The organism is Pseudobdellovibrio sp. HCB154 (assembly GCF_046267985.1).
Taxonomy (GTDB): domain Bacteria; phylum Bdellovibrionota; class Bdellovibrionia; order Bdellovibrionales; family Bdellovibrionaceae; genus Pseudobdellovibrio.
Genome location: NZ_CP176530.1, coordinates 1,989,681 through 2,009,692, shown reverse-complemented (window position 1 = coordinate 2,009,692; position 20,012 = coordinate 1,989,681). Strand labels below are relative to the sequence as shown.

The 20,012-nt window shown below is 41.5% G+C and carries 13 protein-coding genes; 6 read left to right on the top strand and 7 right to left on the bottom strand.

The annotated features are described in order from the left end of the window. Window positions 1–8 precede the first annotated feature (8 nt). The 6 genes from ACKWCF_RS09830 to ACKWCF_RS09805 all read right to left on the bottom strand — a co-directional run bounded on the left by ACKWCF_RS09830 (window position 9) and on the right by ACKWCF_RS09805 (window position 6,665). Complete coding sequence (locus tag ACKWCF_RS09830) at window positions 9–380, bottom strand: hypothetical protein (RefSeq protein WP_409477409.1); 372 nt, start codon at window positions 378–380, stop codon at window positions 9–11. 129 nt (window positions 381–509) lie between these two features. After that, complete coding sequence (locus ACKWCF_RS09825) at window positions 510–2,657, bottom strand: TonB-dependent receptor family protein (RefSeq protein WP_409477408.1); 2,148 nt, start codon at window positions 2,655–2,657, stop codon at window positions 510–512. A 50-nt stretch (window positions 2,658–2,707) separates the two neighbouring features. Continuing rightward, window positions 2,708–4,012, bottom strand: coding sequence for an imelysin family protein (locus tag ACKWCF_RS09820; protein WP_409477407.1), 1,305 nt, complete (start codon window positions 4,010–4,012; stop codon window positions 2,708–2,710). Window positions 4,013–4,037: 25 nt separating this feature from the next. Beyond that, complete coding sequence (locus tag ACKWCF_RS09815; protein WP_409477406.1) at window positions 4,038–4,643, bottom strand: energy transducer TonB; 606 nt, start codon at window positions 4,641–4,643, stop codon at window positions 4,038–4,040. Window positions 4,644–4,659: 16 nt separating this feature from the next. Continuing rightward, window positions 4,660–5,643 (bottom strand): extracellular solute-binding protein, encoded by a 984-nt coding sequence (locus ACKWCF_RS09810; protein ID WP_409477405.1) that lies wholly within the window; start codon window positions 5,641–5,643, stop codon window positions 4,660–4,662. Window positions 5,644–5,780: 137 nt separating this feature from the next. Next, the gene (locus ACKWCF_RS09805) at window positions 5,781–6,665 is read right to left on the bottom strand and encodes a sterol desaturase family protein (protein ID WP_409477404.1); all 885 of its coding nucleotides are present in this window, start codon (window positions 6,663–6,665) and stop codon (window positions 5,781–5,783) included. Window positions 6,666–6,820: 155 nt separating this feature from the next. Here ACKWCF_RS09805 and ACKWCF_RS09800 point away from each other — a divergent pair, with 155 nt between their 5' ends. The 4 genes from ACKWCF_RS09800 (at window position 6,821) to ACKWCF_RS09785 (ending at window position 12,562) form a co-directional block, all read left to right on the top strand. Then, window positions 6,821–7,552 carry a heavy-metal-associated domain-containing protein gene (locus ACKWCF_RS09800; protein ID WP_409477403.1) on the top strand — a complete coding sequence of 244 codons (732 nt, stop codon included), beginning with the start codon at window positions 6,821–6,823 and terminating at the stop codon, window positions 7,550–7,552. Between the two features lie 19 nt (window positions 7,553–7,571). Further along, window positions 7,572–8,087, top strand: coding sequence for a hypothetical protein (locus ACKWCF_RS09795; protein ID WP_409477402.1), 516 nt, complete (start codon window positions 7,572–7,574; stop codon window positions 8,085–8,087). A 78-nt stretch (window positions 8,088–8,165) separates the two neighbouring features. Next, window positions 8,166–9,443, top strand: a complete 1,278-nt coding sequence (locus ACKWCF_RS09790; RefSeq protein WP_409477401.1) for a TolC family protein — start codon at window positions 8,166–8,168, stop codon at window positions 9,441–9,443. A gap of 2 nt (window positions 9,444–9,445) precedes the next feature. Next, window positions 9,446–12,562, top strand: coding sequence for an efflux RND transporter permease subunit (locus ACKWCF_RS09785; protein ID WP_409477400.1), 3,117 nt, complete (start codon window positions 9,446–9,448; stop codon window positions 12,560–12,562). Window positions 12,563–12,566: 4 nt separating this feature from the next. Here ACKWCF_RS09785 and ACKWCF_RS09780 read toward each other — a convergent pair whose 3' ends face one another. Next, window positions 12,567–13,736 carry a response regulator gene (locus tag ACKWCF_RS09780; RefSeq protein ID WP_409477399.1) on the bottom strand — a complete coding sequence of 390 codons (1,170 nt, stop codon included), beginning with the start codon at window positions 13,734–13,736 and terminating at the stop codon, window positions 12,567–12,569. 74 nt (window positions 13,737–13,810) lie between these two features. Here ACKWCF_RS09780 and ACKWCF_RS09775 point away from each other — a divergent pair, with 74 nt between their 5' ends. Beyond that, entirely contained in the window at window positions 13,811–14,851 is a 1,041-nt protein-coding gene (locus ACKWCF_RS09775; RefSeq protein ID WP_409477398.1) for a synaptic vesicle VAT-1 family membrane protein, read from the top strand. 79 nt (window positions 14,852–14,930) lie between these two features. Then, on the top strand, window positions 14,931–19,877 hold the full coding sequence (locus ACKWCF_RS09770) for a tail fiber domain-containing protein (RefSeq protein ID WP_409477397.1): 4,947 nt from the start codon (window positions 14,931–14,933) through the stop codon (window positions 19,875–19,877). The last annotated feature ends 135 nt before the right edge of the window (window positions 19,878–20,012 follow it).

Genomic DNA, 20,012 nt, shown 5'->3' with positions numbered 1-20,012 from the left:
AAGATCAATTACCCAGAAATCTTGGCTTTTAATGAGTTTGATTGGCAACCGCCACGGCCAGAGTTCGTGATGCTTGAGTTGTCTTTAACGTCATACGGATAAGTACTGTCACTCATACCGTCAGAGCCTTGGTTGTTAAGTTCTAAACGTTGTAAAACAGTACCGTCTTTGGCAACAAGTTCAAACACGCCGGCGGCTTTAATTTGAAATGATACTTTTTGAATAACTTGTTTCGTGTCGTCGATAGATTCATAAGTTAATGTTGATTGCGTCATGCTGTAAGTGCTGCTCACAAACGGTTCTGTGAAGGTGCATTTGATAATGTCAGCCGATGCAGTGATTGGTGCTACGATAGCTAAAGCTAATAATAATTGTTTCATATATTTCTCCTTTATAAGGATAGGGTTTGGGTAGGAGAAATATAATCCGGTTTAACAGGTTTTAAAACCTGTTAAGATTGTAGACAGTAAATGGTTCATCACAAGCGGCTAAGTCGCCGCTTATTGATTTTAGAAGTCGTAGGTTAGGCCTGCAGTTGCAGTAAACGGCTTTCCGGGGCGGTAGCCAAAAGGTTTAAGTGAGGCGGTATAGGTTTTATTAAAAATGTTATCTATCTTAAAGCGCACAGATAGGTTTTGTTTCACCTGATATTGGGCGGTGTAATCAACAAGACCGTAACTTGGAACTTCGATGCGGCCAGCTTCGACCGATTGGTCATACATCTTTCCTAAGTGGTTGATGATAAAACTTTGCTTAAAGCGCCCTTTTTCAAGACCCACAATAGCTGTAAACAGTGTTTGTGGAACGTAAGGCAGCGGATCGCCGGAATTAACTTGGCCCGTACCCCATTCAGCGTTTGAAGAAACAAATGTATCGGCGAAATGCCCATCAATGATGGTGTAGTTAAGTTGCACCGGCATCCAAAACTGCAGCCACTGAAAGCCTTTAGACGCCCGGGCTTCGATACCTTGGATCACCGCCTTACCGCCATCGTACTGTTGGTCTAACTGTAAAGCAGAACAACCTGTAGAGGCTGTGCAAGTTCCAGTGATGTTATCGTAATCGTTGTGAAAATATAAAATTTCAAATTGTTCCTGACGAACTTTTGACTGCCAAGCCAAAGAAATTTCTTTATTTAAACTTTCTTCGCGGGATTCTTTACCTAAAGAATCTAACCCTGAAAGAGTTGCGGCTTTATTAACAGCAAAACGTGACATTAAAGCTTCGTTAATTTGATAAGCTAAACCAAGACCTGGAATAAAAACAGAATCGCTGCGCTTTTTGCTACGGCTATTTAATTCGTCATCAAAATTAAACGTGACTGTTTCATAGCGAAATTGCGGAAGCAATGTGTATTTGCCAAAACGCGATTCATCCTGCGCACTTAACGATAGTGCTGTAGCACTTTCTTCGTTACGGGCTGTGGCCACACGCGTATCACCAGTGCGAATCATTGAGCCGCCAGTCATCGAGTAGTAATCGGCATCATGCTTGCGGGTAATTTGATCGCGATGAATTAAAGCTTTAAGCACAGTTTTTGACGGAACTTCGTTTGACCAGAGATTGTTAAGTTCAACCTGGCTTTGCAACCCTTGGCTAAAATAGACGCGGTCATTATTAGCCATTAATAAATCGGCATTTGCACCCAGGTTAGCTGAATCTTCTACGCCAGATAGCACTTCATAAAAAGACTGGTTTGTGCCGGTCGGGTCTTTTAAAATATCGCGAATAACTTTCGTGCTGTCGCGAAAACCATCTAAGCGATACCAGGTTCTTTCAAACTCATGGTGGTAAGCCGTAGTTTTAATATTTGCCGAAGTGCCAACTTCAGTTAAGTGCTCAAGCTGGATTTTTTTATGCGTCCATTTCATCTGGTCTAATTCCGAAGAATTATAGCGACGGTAAGGTTTTGCTAAAAAATCATTTTCGGTTAAACCAAGATAAGTCTCATGTGAATCTTCATTGCCATAACCTAAACGAAGTTCAAACAGATGCGTATGCCCCGCAATTTCATAAGGGCGCTGAACTTTAAGTAACACATGGTTTTGTTCAAAGCCTGTGTTTTTACCATTATCCAGTTCTTTAAAACCATCTGATTGAGAACGTCCATAAATTAAAACAACTCCATAATCAGAAACTTTTTTATTTAAACCAAGTTTTAATACACCGGTGTTGTAACTACCATAGCTGACATCGGCTGTTGTTTTGTCTTCAGCGATATAATCAGGCGTCTTATAGTTTACCGCACCACCAATTGAGTTTGGTCCAAAAGGTAAAGCCGTAAATCCTTTAAAGACTTCAAGCGATTCTGTCGTAAGCATCGATGGGGTGTAGTAAGCCGCAGGAGCCGCATACGGAGCAGGGCCGATTAAAACACCATCTTCCATGATCACAACTTTTTTACTGCGATCAGGGTTAGTTCCACGCAGCCCGATATTCGGACGAAGGCCCACGCCATCTTCTTCGCGGATATAAACTCCCGGAGACTCTTTAAGAGCACGGGCTACATCTGTTGTAGAAATGTTTTTTAAACGTGATTTAGAAATTTTCTTAGCTGAAAAGCCGTTATCAATGTCATCAACTAAAACATCACTGATTTCTAAAGTTGATAATTTTGTTGTGTCTGTAGCTTCTTGTGCAGCTTCTTGAGAAAACAAAGGACTGCTATAAAGCAGTCCTAAGAGGGAACAAAATACAATTTTTTTCATTAGTCGTTATCGCCTTGATAGATCGGTGGAGCCTTTAACGAAAGGGCTACAAGCACTTCAGTTTTCATTGTTGTTGTAATCGCGCGAATATCTTCGTAAAGGCTGCAAAGTTCTTCTGTGCGGTTATCAACCGTTGAACTTTGGCATTGCTCAGGTACGATATTAGCTGCCTGTGTGGCTAAATCACCGCGGGCTTTAGCAGCCGCTAAATTAGTTTCAGCACGACTGATATAGCGACCGATTTTTTCGGCGATTTCAGGGTGGTTAGCTTGTTTTAAATAATCATCGATACCGTAAGAATTTACCGAGGCAGGGCTACCGCCGAAAAAACCTAGTTTAAAAGCTTCAAGGCGCGCCTCGATAGCCGTGAAAGAATTATTTGAATAAAGGTGTTCACTGCGTTCCGGGCATTTGCCGGTTGTGCATTCTTTTTTGTTTTTTCCAGTTGGAATACCTAAACGAATATCTTTAACAGTTTCTAAAGCGTAAAGAGCATTCGTGATTTCGTTGATAGCGGCTTTGTGAGTTGTGTACTTAGAACCATCTACTAATGTTTTAGAGTAATTGCCTTTTTCACGATCCCATTTGTTTTTTAAGGTGTCTGCCAGAGCTGCTAAGTCAGTGGCTAAAATCACAGCCACGTCGCAACGGTTTTTAATTTTCGTGGCTTCTGGTAGGACTAACCAATCTTTTAACATCGGATGAGCTTTTAAATTACATTTAACACTATCTGTTCCGGCAAATAGTAAATACTCAACCGCATCAAGACCTTTTGAATTGTAAGGCAGAACTTCGTGAATCTGACCTTTGAAAGATAAATCATAGACCGCTTTATCAGCGCGGCACAGATTTGTGACCGGCCAGCTATAAAGACGTGATCTAGTGTCTAACTTTGTTTGTGGATCAATTTCATTGATCGGGCCAAGTGCTAAAGCGTCGACTTTATGATAACTTGTAACGACAGTTTCCCATTGCTGGATAAGGGCCGGGGTGATCGCTCCAGTGGTGCGGCAAGCTTGTTTAAGACGTAAAGTAAAGATTTGTAACTCTTGCGCAAAAACTTCAGAGGCTGGCGAAATAACATTGAGGCCTGTGTTAAGTAATAATTTTTCTTCAGAAAAAGTTCCTACCGTAGGTTCTTCGAAAGATCCTGGAAATGGATTCAGGTCATTATTTTCATTTAATCCAGTTGGTCCCTGCGCAGGTGCTGAAGGCTGGTTATTATTTTTATTAAAAAAATCACTGCACGCCGTGAGAGTAAAAGCCACACTTACAAGTAATACGATTGATTGTTTAATCGACATAACGTTCTCCTTTTAAGTTTCAGCGCTATAATTTAAATTCGACCGGTAAAATAAACTTCCACGTGGTGCGCTGAATTTCATCGGGAAGCGGTTTAAAGTTTCTAGTTTCTAATAAAAGTTTTTGAACCGAATCGTTTAAGCTTGCATGCGCTGCCGGTTCTAAAATTTGGCTGTGGATGATTTCACCACGGCGGTTAATTTCAAATTGAATGGTCACGCGGCCAGTGTGCCCCATTTTTTTAGCCATAACAGGATATTTTTTTCTTTTTTCAAGATCGTATTTAAGTTCGGCGATATAAATTTCTTCGGTGGTTTTAGCTAAACGACCGATCTGACCAGCTTCATTCGATGAAGCGGTTTGAGCGACAGCCTGAGTTGTTACAGTTTTGTTAACTTCTGCAACGCCTGTGTTGTCTGCATTTTCTTTGCGGGCAGTTACGCGCGGTGGAGCTTGTGCTACCGGAGTGGTAAAATTTTTAGTTGATTGATGAAGCACGATATTCACCATTTCGTTAATATCGGAATCAACGTTCTGCAGTTTACCTTTCTGCAAAAGCAAAAACGACGCACAGATGATGTGCGCCGCAATTGAAGTTAAAATGTACAGATTAAGTTTATAATCCGTAAGCATAATTCTCTCTTAGAAATTACTTGTATTGAACTTCAGAGATAATTTTTAAAGCTGCTGGAGTGCTTTTACCTAAAGTTTCCCAAGAAGCTTGTTCCGCTTTAAATAAACCCCAGTCTTTGATTAAAGTAGAAGGGATTAAGTTGGCTTTAGCTGGGTAGTCGTAGTGAGCTGCTGACCATTGTAATTGAGTTTGGTCTTCTAACATTAACTCCATGAATTTTTCAGCAGAAGCTTGGTTTTTAGAAGCGTTGTAAATACCCATACCTGCACCGTTAGTGTGCGCGCCAGTTGTACCTTGGTTTAAGAAAGCCATTTTAACTACGAAGGCAGGGTTAGCTGCAACATACGGAGCTAAGTAGTAGTGGTTAACGATACCAACATCACAAACACCAGCTGCGATAGCGTCAATAACCGCACGGTCACTAGACATAGGATCAGCAGCTAAGTTACCTAATAAACCTGTTAAAAATTCAGTGGTTTTTTCAGCACCTAAGTTATGTACAAAGCCTGAAACTAACGCTTGGTTGTAAGGGTGTGAACCAGATCTTACACAAACACGGCCAGCCCACACATCAGAAGCTAAATCAGTGTAGGATTGGATGTCAGATGGGTTAACGATGGTCGAATTGTAAACTAAAGATCTCACGCGGAAAGAGATGGCTGTCCAAAGATTTTGGCTGTGGCGCATTTGTTCAGGAACCGCAGAAGCAACCACTGGAGAAGTGAAAGGTTTAAACCAGCCTAAATCCGTCATTTCGTTTAAGTAGATTAAATCTTTAACAAAGATTAAATCAGCAGGTGAATTTTCTTTTTCAGCTTCGATACGAGCTTTTAAAGCCGGGTAAGCTAATTCAACGATAGTTACTTTTTCGCCAGTGCGAGCAGTAAATTCGTTAGCGATCGGTTGTAAGTTTGCTGTTACACGGTCAGTGTAGATTGTTAAATCAGCAAGTACTGATTGAGAGCAGATTAATGCGGCAATAAATAGCGCCTTTTTCATACCAAGTTTCTCCTTGTTTTAGATTTTTTGTAGGGACGGTCATTCTAATAATGCTTGTCGCGGTAAAAACACACTATAAAGCGACTTTATAGCTTCGATGAAACTTTGCTGAAAGTTAGTTGAAAGCGAGTTGATATTTACTCTAATCCAAAGCGTAACTTTTTCACAGCCGCCGCAGATATGTATGTTTTAAACAACTGATCCCAAAGTGAAAGTGAAACGCCAAAGTTTTTGTCAAAGTGCTCAGGGTTTGTCGAATGGTGAATTTGATGTTGTTTAGGACTGATGAAAATTCGCTCTAACGGCCCGAAAGTAAAATCAATATGGCTATGGCGAAGGTTGCTGCCTAAAAGGTTAAAGATAAAACCGAAAAAATTAATTCCCAGTAAAGTCGTCATCGTTAATTGGGATTGAAATAAGAAAACAAAAGTTCCTGTGGCAAGGCCTAGGCTTAAGCTATTGCGTACAGTGGCTATGGCAGATTCAACAGGATGAGTACGGTATAAGGTGATCGGTGTCAGTGTTGTCGCAGAATGATGAGTGCTGTGAAACTTCCATAACCAAGGGATTCTGTGCATACCGTAATGGTGAATAAAGCGGATGAAGTCATCCAGCACAAAAAATGCAAAAGTAAAAATAAATAGAGTTAACTCTGTGACCGGTAAGGCTTGATGTTCAGGAAGAGCTTTTTGTAAGAGCCTGATGACCAGCATTGAAATATTAAAAGTAACATCTAAAAATGGGATGAAAATAAAAATTTTTAAAACTGAATTAAGGGCGTAAATTTGATAATCAAAACGCGTCGAAGAATTCCACCAATAATTTTTCGAAAAAAATAACAGTTTAAGATAACGCCAGCGTAAGACCTTTTTAAAGTTCTTTTTTTTCATCATTATGGCCCAGATAAAAACAAAACCCACGCAGAACACCAGGTTCAGGTGAAAAAGTCTTGAAGTAGGGTCATCAATGGGAACCAAAAAACGGTCGATCCACTGACTCAGGTAAGTTGAAAAATCTGGCATAGCCCTTTGTGTATAAAGAGTGCTCTTGTTAAGGACAATGGAATTTATCTTTGTTTTCAGTTGATTTTCATTATTGTCTGAAAATGAGAAAACGAGGTGGCGTTTAATTATAGTTTTTTGTCACAGTTTTCGGTTCTCTATCCTAGTATGGGTATATGGCAATTCAAACTTATAAAATCAATGGTATGACCTGTAATTCCTGCGTGGAAAAGGTCACAAAGCAATTAACACAAATTCCCGGGGTGGCTTCGGTGAAGGTCGATTTACAATCTAAAACAGCTGATATTGATTCGGTCGAACCGGTGTCATTGTTACAACTGCGTATGGCTTTATCAGATTTACCGAAATATTCGGCTGATTATTATGACGACGTTGCCACAGGTGAAGCTCAACCGGCTGAAAAAAAGTCACTTCTGCAAACTTATAAGCCATTGATCGTCGTTTTTACTTTTGTAGCTTTAGTAAGTCTTGCGTTTCAATCGACATTGCCACATTTTTCGGGTGAACTTTTCATGCGTCACATAATGGCGGGATTTTTTATCGGGCTTTCGTTTTTTAAATTTTTAAATCTACAAGCTTTTAGCACCGCTTTTTCTAAATACGATCCTTTGGCTAAGAACCTTCGCGGTTATGGTAAGCTTTATCCTTTTATTGAGTTAGCCCTAGGGTTAATGTTTGTGGCAGGTCTTGGCTTAAAAGCGGCTAATATTTTAACTATTCTTGTCTTAACCACGACTACAATCGGGGTTATTAAGATGATCACCTCAAAAAATCAGATCCAGTGTGCCTGTCTTGGGGCTGGGTTTAACCTTCCGTTATCATGGGTAACGGTGGGCGAGAATGCGGTCATGGTCTTAATGGCTATTTACAGCTTGTTTATTGGATAAAACCGCATACAATTTTTTTATGCCGTTTAAAAATCTATTATTAGCATTCCTGGTTTTACTTCCTTTAAAAACTTTTGCTGCTGGTTATACGCGTCTTGCGATTATGTATATGAGTGAAAGTTCAGGGCAGGGTTCAACATCAGAAGCATCGCGTACCTTAATTGATTTTGGGGCCGGAAAACTTTGGGGTAATGGTTTTACTTTAGGCGGCATGTATGGTTCAGAAAAAAACGAATACTCTACATACAGCAGAAACCGCACAGGTCTTGGTCCAACAATTGGCTGGTTGAAAAGCAAAACTCAGGGTTTTTATATTTTAGGAACATACTTTATTAATCCAACAATGACAGGTGGCTTTAAAGGCAAAGGTCATCAAATTGATATCGGCTATCGTTTTATGTTAGATAAAGTTTCAATTGCTCCTCAATTAAGCCAAAAAAGCTTCTCATATGATGAGATGGACGGTATGCCGATTTCTCCGCCTTACGAAGAAAACCGTGTTGACCCGTATTTCGCGGTCTGGATTGATTTCTAACAAACTCCGTCAATAAATAATTTGCTCTTTACCCAGCCTTTTTTGACAACTATTTTATAATTGTTAAAAGAGGGTGTTATGGCTATTTCCGCGCTGCGCGCAGCTTTTACGTTATTATTTTTATCTCTGCCTGTTTGGGCAGTGAATCTTGATCAAGCTGTTCAATCAACTTTAGAAAAAAACGAACTTGTCGGTCAAAGCCGTTCGCAAGTTAAACAAGCTGAAGAAGCCGTCGATCAGATTCGTGGAAATATTTTACCGAATCTTTCATTAAACGCGACTTACTTGCGCCAGCCACGTTTAACTGATCCCGTGGCCGCTGGATTTTTTCCAGAAGAACAAATGACAACGAATCTGACGTTAACACAGCCGATTTTTCGCGGGCTTCGTGAATTTTCAGCGCTTGATCGTCAGAAAGATTTACGAACAGCGCAAAAACAAACACATTTAGTTCAGATGATGGATTTGTACCAACAAACAGCGCAAAGCTATTTAGATGTGTTAGCCTTAGAGCAAGATCTTCGTAATCTTGAAGCGCAACAAAAAATCTATAAAGAGCGTGTGCGTGATCTTCAAGGCCGTGCTCGTCGTGGGCAATCAAGCTCTGCTGAAGCTTTACAAGCTCAGTCTACCGCCGCAGCTCTTGATGCCGAATATCAGATTCAAAGTTCAAGACTTCGTTCAGCTCGTGAAAATTTCGCGCTGTTAACGGGGTTACCCTCAGGCACTAAGTTAACTGATCTGCCTGAAAATGAAATTAACGGAAAAGTAAAACCTCTTGAAGATTATTTATCCCGTCTTGAAAATCGCCCTGATTTAAAAGCCAGTAAATCAATGGCTGAAGCCGCCGACGAAGAAGTATCTATTGCGAAAGGTGCCCATTGGCCAACCGTTGATCTCACAGGTAATTATTATTTTACTCGTCCCGAAGGATTCAGCGAAGACTTAGACTGGGATGTTCAAATTCGCGCGACTCTTCCCTTATTTGAAGGGGGAGTAACACAGTCAAAAGTACGTATGGCAGTCCTTCAACGTTCAGAAAAGGATTTAGCGATGACTCAAGCCCGTCGTAAAGCTGAAGCTGAAATCAGATCGTTGCATGATGCACTTCGCACGCGCGTTGATCAGTTAAAAGCTTTAAAGCTAGCTTCTGACTTGGCAGAAAAAAATTATCAACTTCTTCAGCGTGACTCACGTCGCGGATTAGCGCGAAGCCTTGATGTGCAATTAGGTTTAACCGAATACCGGTTAGCCAAAAGAAATTACGATCAAGCTCGTTATCAAGCGCGCTTAGATCACATTCGTTTAGATTTAGCTTCGGCGCAGATTCCAGCTGTCTTAAATAAGGAAATGTAGAAATGACTCTTTCAGACTTATCAATTCGTAGACCGGTATTTGCATGGATGTTGATGTTTGGTTTGATCGTGTTTGGCGCGATCAGCTTTACACGTATGGGTGTGAGCGACATGCCTGACGTAGAATTTCCGATTATTGCTTTAACGGCCAGATATGAAGGCGCAGCGCCTGAAGTTATTGAAGCTGACGTTGTTGATCCGCTGGAAGACGTTTTGATCAGTATTCAAGGTATTAAAAATATCACCTCAAAATCACGCGTCGGTGTTGCTGAAATTACTTTAGAGTTTGATTTAAGCCGTGATATCGATGCGGCCTTTCAAGATGTGCAGGCTAAAATTTCACAAGCTCAAGAGATGTTACCCACTGGCATGGAGCCGATTACGGCTATGAAAATCGCGATTTCAGAATTTCCGATCATGTGGATTTCTGTGACTAGCGATAAAATGAAATTAAATGATCTGATGGTGTTTGTTAAAAATGACATTCGTGACCGTTTAACGACGGTGCCCGGTGTGGGAAATTTATGGATGCCTGGTTATTTAGAACCCAACTTACGTGTTTGGGTGAATAACGAGGCTTTGCAGCAGTACGCTCTTTCAGTTTCGGATGTGGTTTACAATATTCAAAATGAACACCGTGAGCCACCCTCAGGCCGTAGTGAATTTGATAAAAAAGAATATAGCTTACGTACTTTAGGTGAAGAAAAAACCGTTAAAGGTTTTTCTGATTTACTATTGAATTCTCGTGGCGGTGGACCGAATTATAATCCGGTACCACTTAGTCGTGTGGCTAAAATTGAAGAAGGCACGGTCGATGTTTTACAGTTTGCCCGAACGAATGGATCTCCGGCAGTAGGTCTCGGCGTTGTTAAACAACGCGGAGCCAATGCGGTTTCTGTGGCAAAGGCCGTTAAAGCACGTATTGAGCAAATTCAAAAAACTTTACCTGAAGGTACGCAAATTCGCGTTAACTTTGACGGAACAAAATTCGTTGAAGAATCAGTAGCCGAGTTAGTTTTAACGTTAGTGTTGGCGGCGCTGTTAACATCGCTGGTTTGCTGGATCTTTATCGGCTCATGGTCTTCAACAATCAATGTCTTGTTAGCGATTCCAACATCAGTGCTTGGAAGTTTTATTATTCTATCGTTTGCTAACTTTACGTTAAATATTTTTACACTCTTAGGTTTAAGTTTAGCGATTGGTATCGTCGTCGATGATGCCATCATGGTTTTAGAAAATATTATTCGTCACCGTGAAAAGGGCATGAAGCGCCGAGAAGCCGCTTTATTCGGCGCGCGTGAAATCACTTTCGCCGCCGTGGCCGCGTCAGTTTCATTAGTGGCGATTTTCTTACCGATTGCTTTTATGGAAGGTATTATCGGTCGCTTCTTGTTTGAATTTGGTGTGACGTTAAGTGCGGCGGTGATGATTTCATTACTTGAAGCTTTAACCTTAACACCAATGCGTGCCTCGCAGTTTAAAGGAAGTATTGAGCGTACGTCTAAATTTGGAATGTTCTTTGAGACGAGTGTGGTGCGTCTTCGCGGATTTTACACTCGGACGTTAGATTACACTTTAAATCACCGTTGGAAGGTGATTGTTGGGTCTTTACTTTTCTTTATCTTAAGTTTTGGCTCTGCTGGATTATTAAAAGGTGAGTTTCAACCACCACAAGATCAAAGCATGTTAATGATTCAGATGACCAACCCTCCGGGATCAGCGATCACTTTAACAGATGAGCGCGTAAAGTTAGTTGAAAAATTTCTTCACGAACGGTCCGAAGTAAATTCATTCTTCGTAGCGGCCGGTGGTTTTACCGGCGGTGAAACAAATGCCGCAATGATTTTCGTTGAGCTCAAACCAAAAGGGCAGCGTGGTAACGATGTCACTAAAAATAAAGAATTAAGCCAGCAGGAAATGATTGATGTTGTGCGCGAGTACTTAAATAAAACAATTCCTGAAGCTAAACCTCAGGTGCAAGATCCATCGACGCAAGGTTTCGGCGGCGGCGGCGGAAGTGGTTATCCGGTTGAGTTTACAATTCAAGGCCCAGAGTGGTCTGAACTTGGAAAAATGGCTGAGAAGATTCAAAAAGAAGTGACAGAAAAGAAAATCATGTCAGATGTGAATTCAGATTTATTAACCGGGGCTCCGGAACTTCATATCGTTCCGAATCGTCAAAAGGCCGCTGATCGTGGTGTGGCTGTGACTGAAATCGGAGCTGTGGTGAATACGGCCTTGGGTGGTGCAATTGCTGGGTCTTATGAAAAAGAAGGCCATCGTTATGATATCAGAGTAAAACTAACTGAAGATGGAAAATCTCCGAGAGAACGTATCTTATCTTTATTTGTACGTAATAATCGTGGTGAGTTAGTTCCACTTTCATCAGTGGTAGATATTAAAGAATCAACGGTGGCGTCTTCGATTTCCAGAAAAAATCGTTCTCGTGCGATTTCAATTTTTGGAAATCCAGGACCTGGATTAAGCCAACAAGAAAGTACAGAGCAGGCCGAAGCGATTGCTAAGACGGTTTTAAAAGAAGGTTACACATTTAAACTGAGCGGTTCGGCTGAAGAATTTATGCAAAGCTTTATAAGCTTATTGATCGCTTTAGTGTTGGGTTTTGTTGTGGCTTACATGATCTTAGCTTCGCAGTTTAATAGTTTTATTGATCCGTTCACGGTGTTTGTGGCTTTGCCATTTAGTTTCTCTGGTGCTTTCTTAGGGTTATTAATTGGTCAACAGTCGATCAACTTATTTAGTATGATCGGCTTAATTCTACTTATGGGTATCGTAAAAAAGAATTCGATCTTGTTAGTGGATTTTACGAACCAAGTTCGCGACGAAGGGCAAACTGATATTAAAGCGGCGCTATTAGAAGCGTGCCCGAACCGTTTGCGTCCGATTTTAATGACATCAATTGCAACTATTGCCGGAGCACTTCCTGCAGCTTTAAGTTTTGGTCCGGGTGCTGAAGCTCGCCAACCTATGGCGATTGCAGTGATTGGTGGGGTATTGGTTTCAACATTACTTACGTTGTATGTAGTACCAAGTGTGTACAGTGTGCTGGCACGTTTTGACCGCCGCACCCGTCATAGCGATGTTGATTCAGCGGAATAGGGGCTTAATGTTTTTTATCTTGAAGCCATTTATAAATGGCTTCTGATAAAGCCTTTGGTGTCATTGGTTTTGTGAGGTAGTCATTCATACCGACTTGCAAACAGCGCTCTTTATCCGAGGCAAGTGCATTCGCAGTCATCGCGATAATTGGAATTTGTGTGTCTTTAATATAAGAACCTTGCCTGATTTGTGCAGTGGCTTCATAGCCATCCATTTCGGGCATTTGGCAATCCATTAAAACCAAATCATAGGTTGATTCGCGAAGCGCCAGTAAGGCTTCTTTACCATTGGCTACCGCTAATGATTTATAACCGAACTTATCTAACATTTTAACGGCCACCATTTGATTGATCTGATTATCTTCAACAACTAAAATACGGGCTGGATAAGGAGCAGAAATAAAATTTTGCTGATCATCGGTGGCTTCTGGGGCTGTGCCACTTTCTAAAGGCAGAGTAAACCAAAATGTAGAGCCTTTAGCTAAAGTGCTATGAACACCAATCTGCCCCTGCATAAGTTCAACTAATTGTTTGGCGAGTGATAAACCTAAACCGATGCCACCGTGTTTTCGGCTACTTGAATTATCAACTTGGTTAAAGGGTTTAAATAATTTTGAAAGTGATTCCGGTGAAATGCCGATGCCAGTATCTTTAACTTCGACGTAAAATTGCGTTTTATCAGAGGCTAAATTCTGAATGGATGTTTTAATCAGAATTTCGCCTTGGTTTGTGAATTTAACGGCATTTCCAATTAAATAACTTAAAACTTGGCGGAGGCGTCCGGCATCGCCTAAGTAATAAATGCTTTTATTTTCAGGAAATTCGATTTTGATAGTTAAACCTTTTTGTTCGGCTAGATATTTAAAGGAATTGTAAGTTTCATCTAATAAACCATAAAGGTTAAAGTTCACCTTTTCGATTTCAAGTTTTCCGGATTCAACTTTTGCATAATCTAAAATATCGTTAATCAAAGCCAGTAAACCTTGGGCTGAAAAATTAACGGCTTCAAGATGTGTTCGTTGTTCATCAGTCAGTTTTGAATCCAGTAAAAGATTTGTCATGCCAAGAATACCATTAACGGGCGTTCGGATTTCATGGCTGACGTTGGCCATAAAAGCTGAACGCGCCTGTTCATGGCTGTCATTGAAAAGAAGTTTACTTAGTCTTTTGAACACGACAGTATTATCTAATAGCTCGATGTTAAGCGGTGTGTAGATTTCTACATAACTTGTCAAAGTAAGGGGAATGAATGAAGAAAGTCGTTATTGCACGCCCTGGTGGTTACGAAAAGCTTAAAATTCAGGATTTTCCTGAATTAACTTCTGAAAATGATACAGTAGTAGTGAGTGTTAAGGCGATTGGCGTTAACTACGCTGACTGCTTAGTGCGCTTTGGCGTTTATGAATCAGCCAAAAAATATGTCGGTTGGCCGATCACTCCAGGTTTTGAATTTTCGGGTATTGTTAAATCTGTGGGGCCACAAACATCGCGTTTTAAAGTAGGTGATGAAGTTGTTGGTATCACGTTATTTAATGCTTATGCAACCGAGGTCAAAGTTAAAGAATCGCAACTTTTTCATTTACCACAAGGTTTTTCATTAATCGAAGCGGCCGGTTTTCCGACCGTGTTTTTTACGGCCTATCACGCGCTTTTTCAGTTAGTAAAAATATATCCAAATTCGCATTTGTTAATTCACTCGGCCGCAGGTGGTGTCGGGTCAGCTTTAGTGCAATTAGCAAAAGCTTTTAATTTTACAGTCACAGGTGTTGTTGGTTCATCTCATAAAGTGAATGAAGTAAAAGGCTTAGGTGCCGATTATGTGATTGATAAATCGACGCAAGATCTTTGGAGTGAAGCTGAAAAAAATGCGCCTGAGGGATTTGATGCGATCTTTGATGCGAACGGGTACACCACTCTTAAAGACGGTTACAATCATTTACGTCCGGTCGGAAAATTAATTTCTTATGGTGCGCACTCATTACTTCCACGCGGTGGCGGATCAGGAAGAGTAAATTATTTAAAAGCGGTGATCGGTTTAATTAAAAGTCCACGTTTTAATCCGCTGCAATTAATCACTGATAATAAATCAGTCGTCGGTTTTAATTTATCTTTTCTTTTTGCAAGACAAGATCTGGCCATCGAGGCTATGGCTGATCTTATGCGCTTAGCTCTTGAGAAAAAAATCAAACCTCTGAAAACCACAATCTATAAACTAGAAGATGTTGGGCCGGCTCATCAGGCCCTTGAGTCAGGTAAAACCGTAGGCAAAATTATTTTAGTCGTGACGTAAGACATTAATTTTTGCATTGAGTGTTTCAAACTGAGATTTAGCGGTTAAGTGAGGCTTTCAATTTACCGATAAATACAGAGTGAAGATTGTACGTTTGCGAAGCTTTTTGTCAAAAATCATTTCAGCGATGATGCTGCTGATGTCATGCTTTGTTTTTGCGGGTCCTGGGCGTACAACTTACCAAGCCAGAATTGTTAAACCCGATGGTTATCCTCTTGAATCTGTCAGTGTTAATTTTAGATTTACAATTTTAGATCCATCGGCTTCGTGTGTTCTGTACATCGAAGATTATGCAGCCGTTGATATGACGGGAACGCGCGGTCTTATTTCTTTCGCGTTAGGGATGGGTACTAAAACTTATCCGACAAGTGGAACAGTTACTTTTGAAAAAGCTTTTGATAATTCAGTGCCTTCATTAGCGTGCCAGTCGCCAGGGATTTATAATCCAATGCCTGATCACAATCGCAGTATTGTGATGCAGTTTAACGATGGCAATGGCTGGCAGACACTACCAGCGATGGCGATCAATGCTGTGCCTTATTCAATGTTTGCAACCAAAGCGCAAAACTCTGAAAAGTTAAACGGTAAAGCTGACACAAACTTTGTTGAATACGCAACGCTTGCAAGTTTAAATTGCCAAGCCAACGAAGCGATTAAGTTTAACGGTGTGAGTTTTAGTTGTATTGCTGTTGGCGCTGCAGGCAGTGGTATTACGAGTGTGACAACAAGCGGGTCTGTGTTAACAACGGGTGGTACAGCAAGTGCGCCGGTGATCAGTATTCAAATGGCCACGGGAGCTCAAAGTGGTTATTTATCATCAAGTGATTGGACTGTTTTTAACAATAAACAAAACGCAACAAGCGGCGCGATCATCGCAACACTTGGTTACACTCCAGCTGACACTGCAGCGTTAAACGCCTTAAGTAGTACTGTAAGCTCATTGCAATCAGCGACAACTGCTTCATCAACGCTTTTAACAAATAATATAAATTCAGTTTCATCTGCAGTCGCAAGTTTACAGGCAGCGACAGCGGCTTCGCTTACAGCAATCACAAGCTCACAATGGGTAACAAGTGGAACTAGCATTTTCTATAATACTGGACGCGTTGGTATTGGCGTATCTGATCCAACGGCTGACTTAGATGTCGCTGGAGCGTTGGGCGCTTTTAGATTAACTCGTTCGACGGCTAATGGGACTGCGCCAGATATTTATCTTCAGAAAAACAAAGCAGGATCAGGAACTGTTGTTGTTGGTGATGGTACGGGTCATATTAGTTTTGGTGGTGATACGGGCGCGGCTTCGTACACACGCACAGCAAGAATTTCATCTTTTGTCACAAGTGCTCCTGCCGTTGGTCTTATCGGTGGTGATATGCGATTTTATACGAACAATGGTGGCGCAGATGCGACATCAGAACGTATGCGTATTACAGATGCTGGTAATATTGGTTTTGGTGTTGTGGCTCCATCAGCAAAACTGCATTTAGCAGCAGGAACCAGTACAAATGCGCCATTAAAATTTAATCCAGGTACTTTATTATCTTCGCCACAATCAGGAACTGTTGAATACGATGGTTCTGATTATTATTTTACTGACAGTGCAAATGTGCGCCGTAGTTTAAGCTCGATTGCCGCCGGTGGTGTGACGTCGTCGGCAATTGCTTCGGCGCTGGGGTACACACCAGCAAATAGTTCCACTGTGACAAGTTTATCTTCTACTGTTGCAGCATCATTTGCAACAACAGTGGCTTCTTTGACGACGGTTACGAATAATATCAACTCAGTATCGTCTGCGGTTTCAAGTTTAACTACTTCAACAGCAGCTTCGTTTGCAGCAATTTCTTCCTCTCAATGGGTAACGAGCGGTACAACCGTTTTTTATAACACGGGTAATGTGGGCATCGGTACGAGTACTCCGACGGCTCTTTTAAATATCAAGGGCGGAGCAAATTCTGGCATAGCTATCGATGCTTCTAGCTCAAATACCTATTTAGATTTCAGAGCTGCTGGAATTAAAAAAGCCAATATATATTGGGATGCAACGAACAGCCGTTTTTCAATCAATGATGTTAATGCCGGTCCTACGATTATGAATGCAGCCGGTGGAAATGTTGGTATCGGAATAACAAACCCGTTTTACCAACTTGATGTGAGTGGAACATTCCGACTTAATGGAGGCGAGGCTACCACTGGGAATGGCGTAACTTCTTATATCTATGGGCAAGATGGGGCGAATGACGGTGGTAACCGCTGGGGCGGTAATATCTATATCACTCCAGGTGCTAGAACAGGAACCGGTACAAGCGGTGGTGTTATTATCGGTGATGCAGGTTTATCATCTGCGAATGCATGGCCTTTAGTGGTTTATGGTAATAACTCATCGAATGCTAAAACCGGAGTGAACCTGCGTGTTTTTGATAGCTCGCCATTTGCAGCTGATGTTGGTGGCGGTATTTCATTTTGGGGAAATATCGCAGCAGGAACTTCAACTTTTTTAGGCGAAGTTCGTGCGGGTAAACACACAGCCACATCTGGCGATGGATCCGGGTATTTAGCTTTTTTAACTAATGGTGGAACTCAGGAGAAAATGCGAATAACGTCTTCGGGTGCTGTTGGTATTGGTATCACTACGCCAGGATCAAAACTTGTAGTTAAGGGGTCTGGAGCAACATCGGCGACATCGGCACTCAATGTGACTGATTCCTCAAACAACTCAGCATTTTATATAAGTGACGACGGAAACATTGGTGTTAACACGATAGCACCGACTGGCGTGGTTGATATCAAAGGCAGTGGGCAAGCAGGGCCGAACAATTCTAGCATGTATAATTTATTAAGATTAGGTAACGCCTCTGCATTAGATTTCGGAGAATACGCAGGTGGGCAACTATGGATGCAAGCAAGTACGCGTTCAAACTATGCGACTAAGCCTGGTTTAATTATCAATCCTGATGGTGGTAACATTGGTATCGGAACAACATCGCTTGCAGCAACATTAGATATTTCGGGAACACTGAACGTAAAAAATAGTTCCGTTAATACAGGCATGGCAGATTTATCGGTTACAGGAAATGCGGCCAATCTGAACTTGAGAATTTATAACTCAAATGCAGGAGTCACTTTAACTGACGGAACAAATTTAAATAATGCCGCAGCCTTATACGCGCCAACAGCCAGCAAAATGGTGTTTGTCGGTGGCCCTGTGCAGTTTGCGCCTTCGAGCGGAACCACAGCTTTTAGAATTGAAACAAATGGCAATGTGGGTGTCGGGGTAACAACCCCAACGACGAAACTTGACGTGAGCGGAACTGTAAAAGCAACGGCATTTCAAGGTAATGGTTCGGCATTGACCGGAGTGGTAGCTACACCTGCTGGTTCTAATAAACAAATTCAGTTTAACAATTCAGGTTCTATGGGCGGCAGTGCAAGTTTAGTTTGGGATAATACGAATACACGACTTGGTGTTGGTACAGCTTCGACAACAGCAAGACTTCATGTTTACCAAGACTCTGTAACGGAACCTGCGGTTATCATTGAGGGACCAGGTGCTATTTCGCCAACGCTCTATTGGTATCGGACAAACACGACAGCTGATGCAAAATACTGGCGTGCAAGAACAAATTCAAATACAGATTGGTTCTTAGAAACTGTCGACGACACAATTAGTAATCCGGTTGTTGGTATTCAGGTTAAAAGATCGGCTAATACGGTCACAGGCGTTGCTTTTCCAAATGGTAACGTTGGAGTTGGGACTTCGTCGCCGACGAGAAGATTATCGGTTTCAAATACGAATGCCACAACCTACGCTTCAACCGGAACTGCCCCATCGGCAGCGGTCAGTCTTTTACTTGAAAATCCATCAACGACAAGTGCTTCAACGTTTATTGATATGACTGTCAACGGTGGTAATGGTGCAGGTCGTGCATTCATCGGCGCGCTGTATAGCGGTTGGGCCGTGGCTAATCCGCCGCCAAATATTGTTTTTGGTACGACAAAGAATACCTATACCGAGCAAATGGCCTTAGCCGGAATGTTCGGAACGTTGTCTGTCGGTTACCCGGCGTCATCATTGGGTGGATCGACACCGCTTAACTCAGTTTTAGTCAGCGGAAGTGTTGGGATCGGTACAATGACGCCTGCGAAGTCATTAACGGTGGTTGGATCGATGGCCATTGGTTCTGCAGCCAACTCAGCAACTCGCGGAACAGACTATCTTTCGATTATTACGTCAAATACAGGTAATCGTCGTACAGGAATTCAGCTATCACGAAATGCGACTGGCCTTTTTGAGCTGGGAACTGACGTGAGTATGGATAACAGTCAAAATTTTTATATCTATGATAACATTGCGAATACAGCGCGTGTTATCATAGATGGTTCTGGTAATTTTGGTATCGGTGCAACACCTACGAGTTACAAACTAGATGTAAACGGTGAAATCGTTGCGCGTAATGGTTACGGTAATATACTTTACTTCGGTGGCGATAGCGGCGGAAACGATCTAGAAATCGGTACGACTCAGGCTGGTAATAATTTAATATCTTTCTATAATCGTGCTGCAGCTACTTATATGGATATTACGGCAAGGAATATCACTTACACAGGATCTCTGAGCCCTTCAGATCGCCGCTTGAAAAAAGATATTCAAATTTTAGATCACTCCTTAGATAAAATGCTAAAGGTTGAAGGTGTGAGTTATAACTGGAAAGATCCAAAAAAATATTCTAATGGCCTTCAGTACGGTGTGATCGCTCAGCAGGTTGAAGAAATCTTTCCAAACTTAGTCGATACAAATGCTGAAGGTATGAAAAAAGTGAACTATATGGGTTTTATCAGCCCGTTAATCGAAAGCTTAAAAGAGTTCTACTTGCGCTGGATGAATGATAGCGAAAAACTTCATCGTGATATCGCTTCTCTTGAAGAGCGTAAAGCCGATAAAGCAGAGATTGAAAAATTAAAAAATGAAAACGCTGAGCTTAGAGCTTATCTATGCGCAAAAGATCCAGCGGCTCCTATCTGTAAGTAAACTGTCTGCATTTATTGTCACGTTTAAAAGAAATCATCGTTATTACTGTTAAAAACGTAAATAGCTTGGCTTTCACTTTGCTCTCTCAAGTTGTATGAACAAAATCCTTTGTCTCATTTTGATATTCTTTACGGC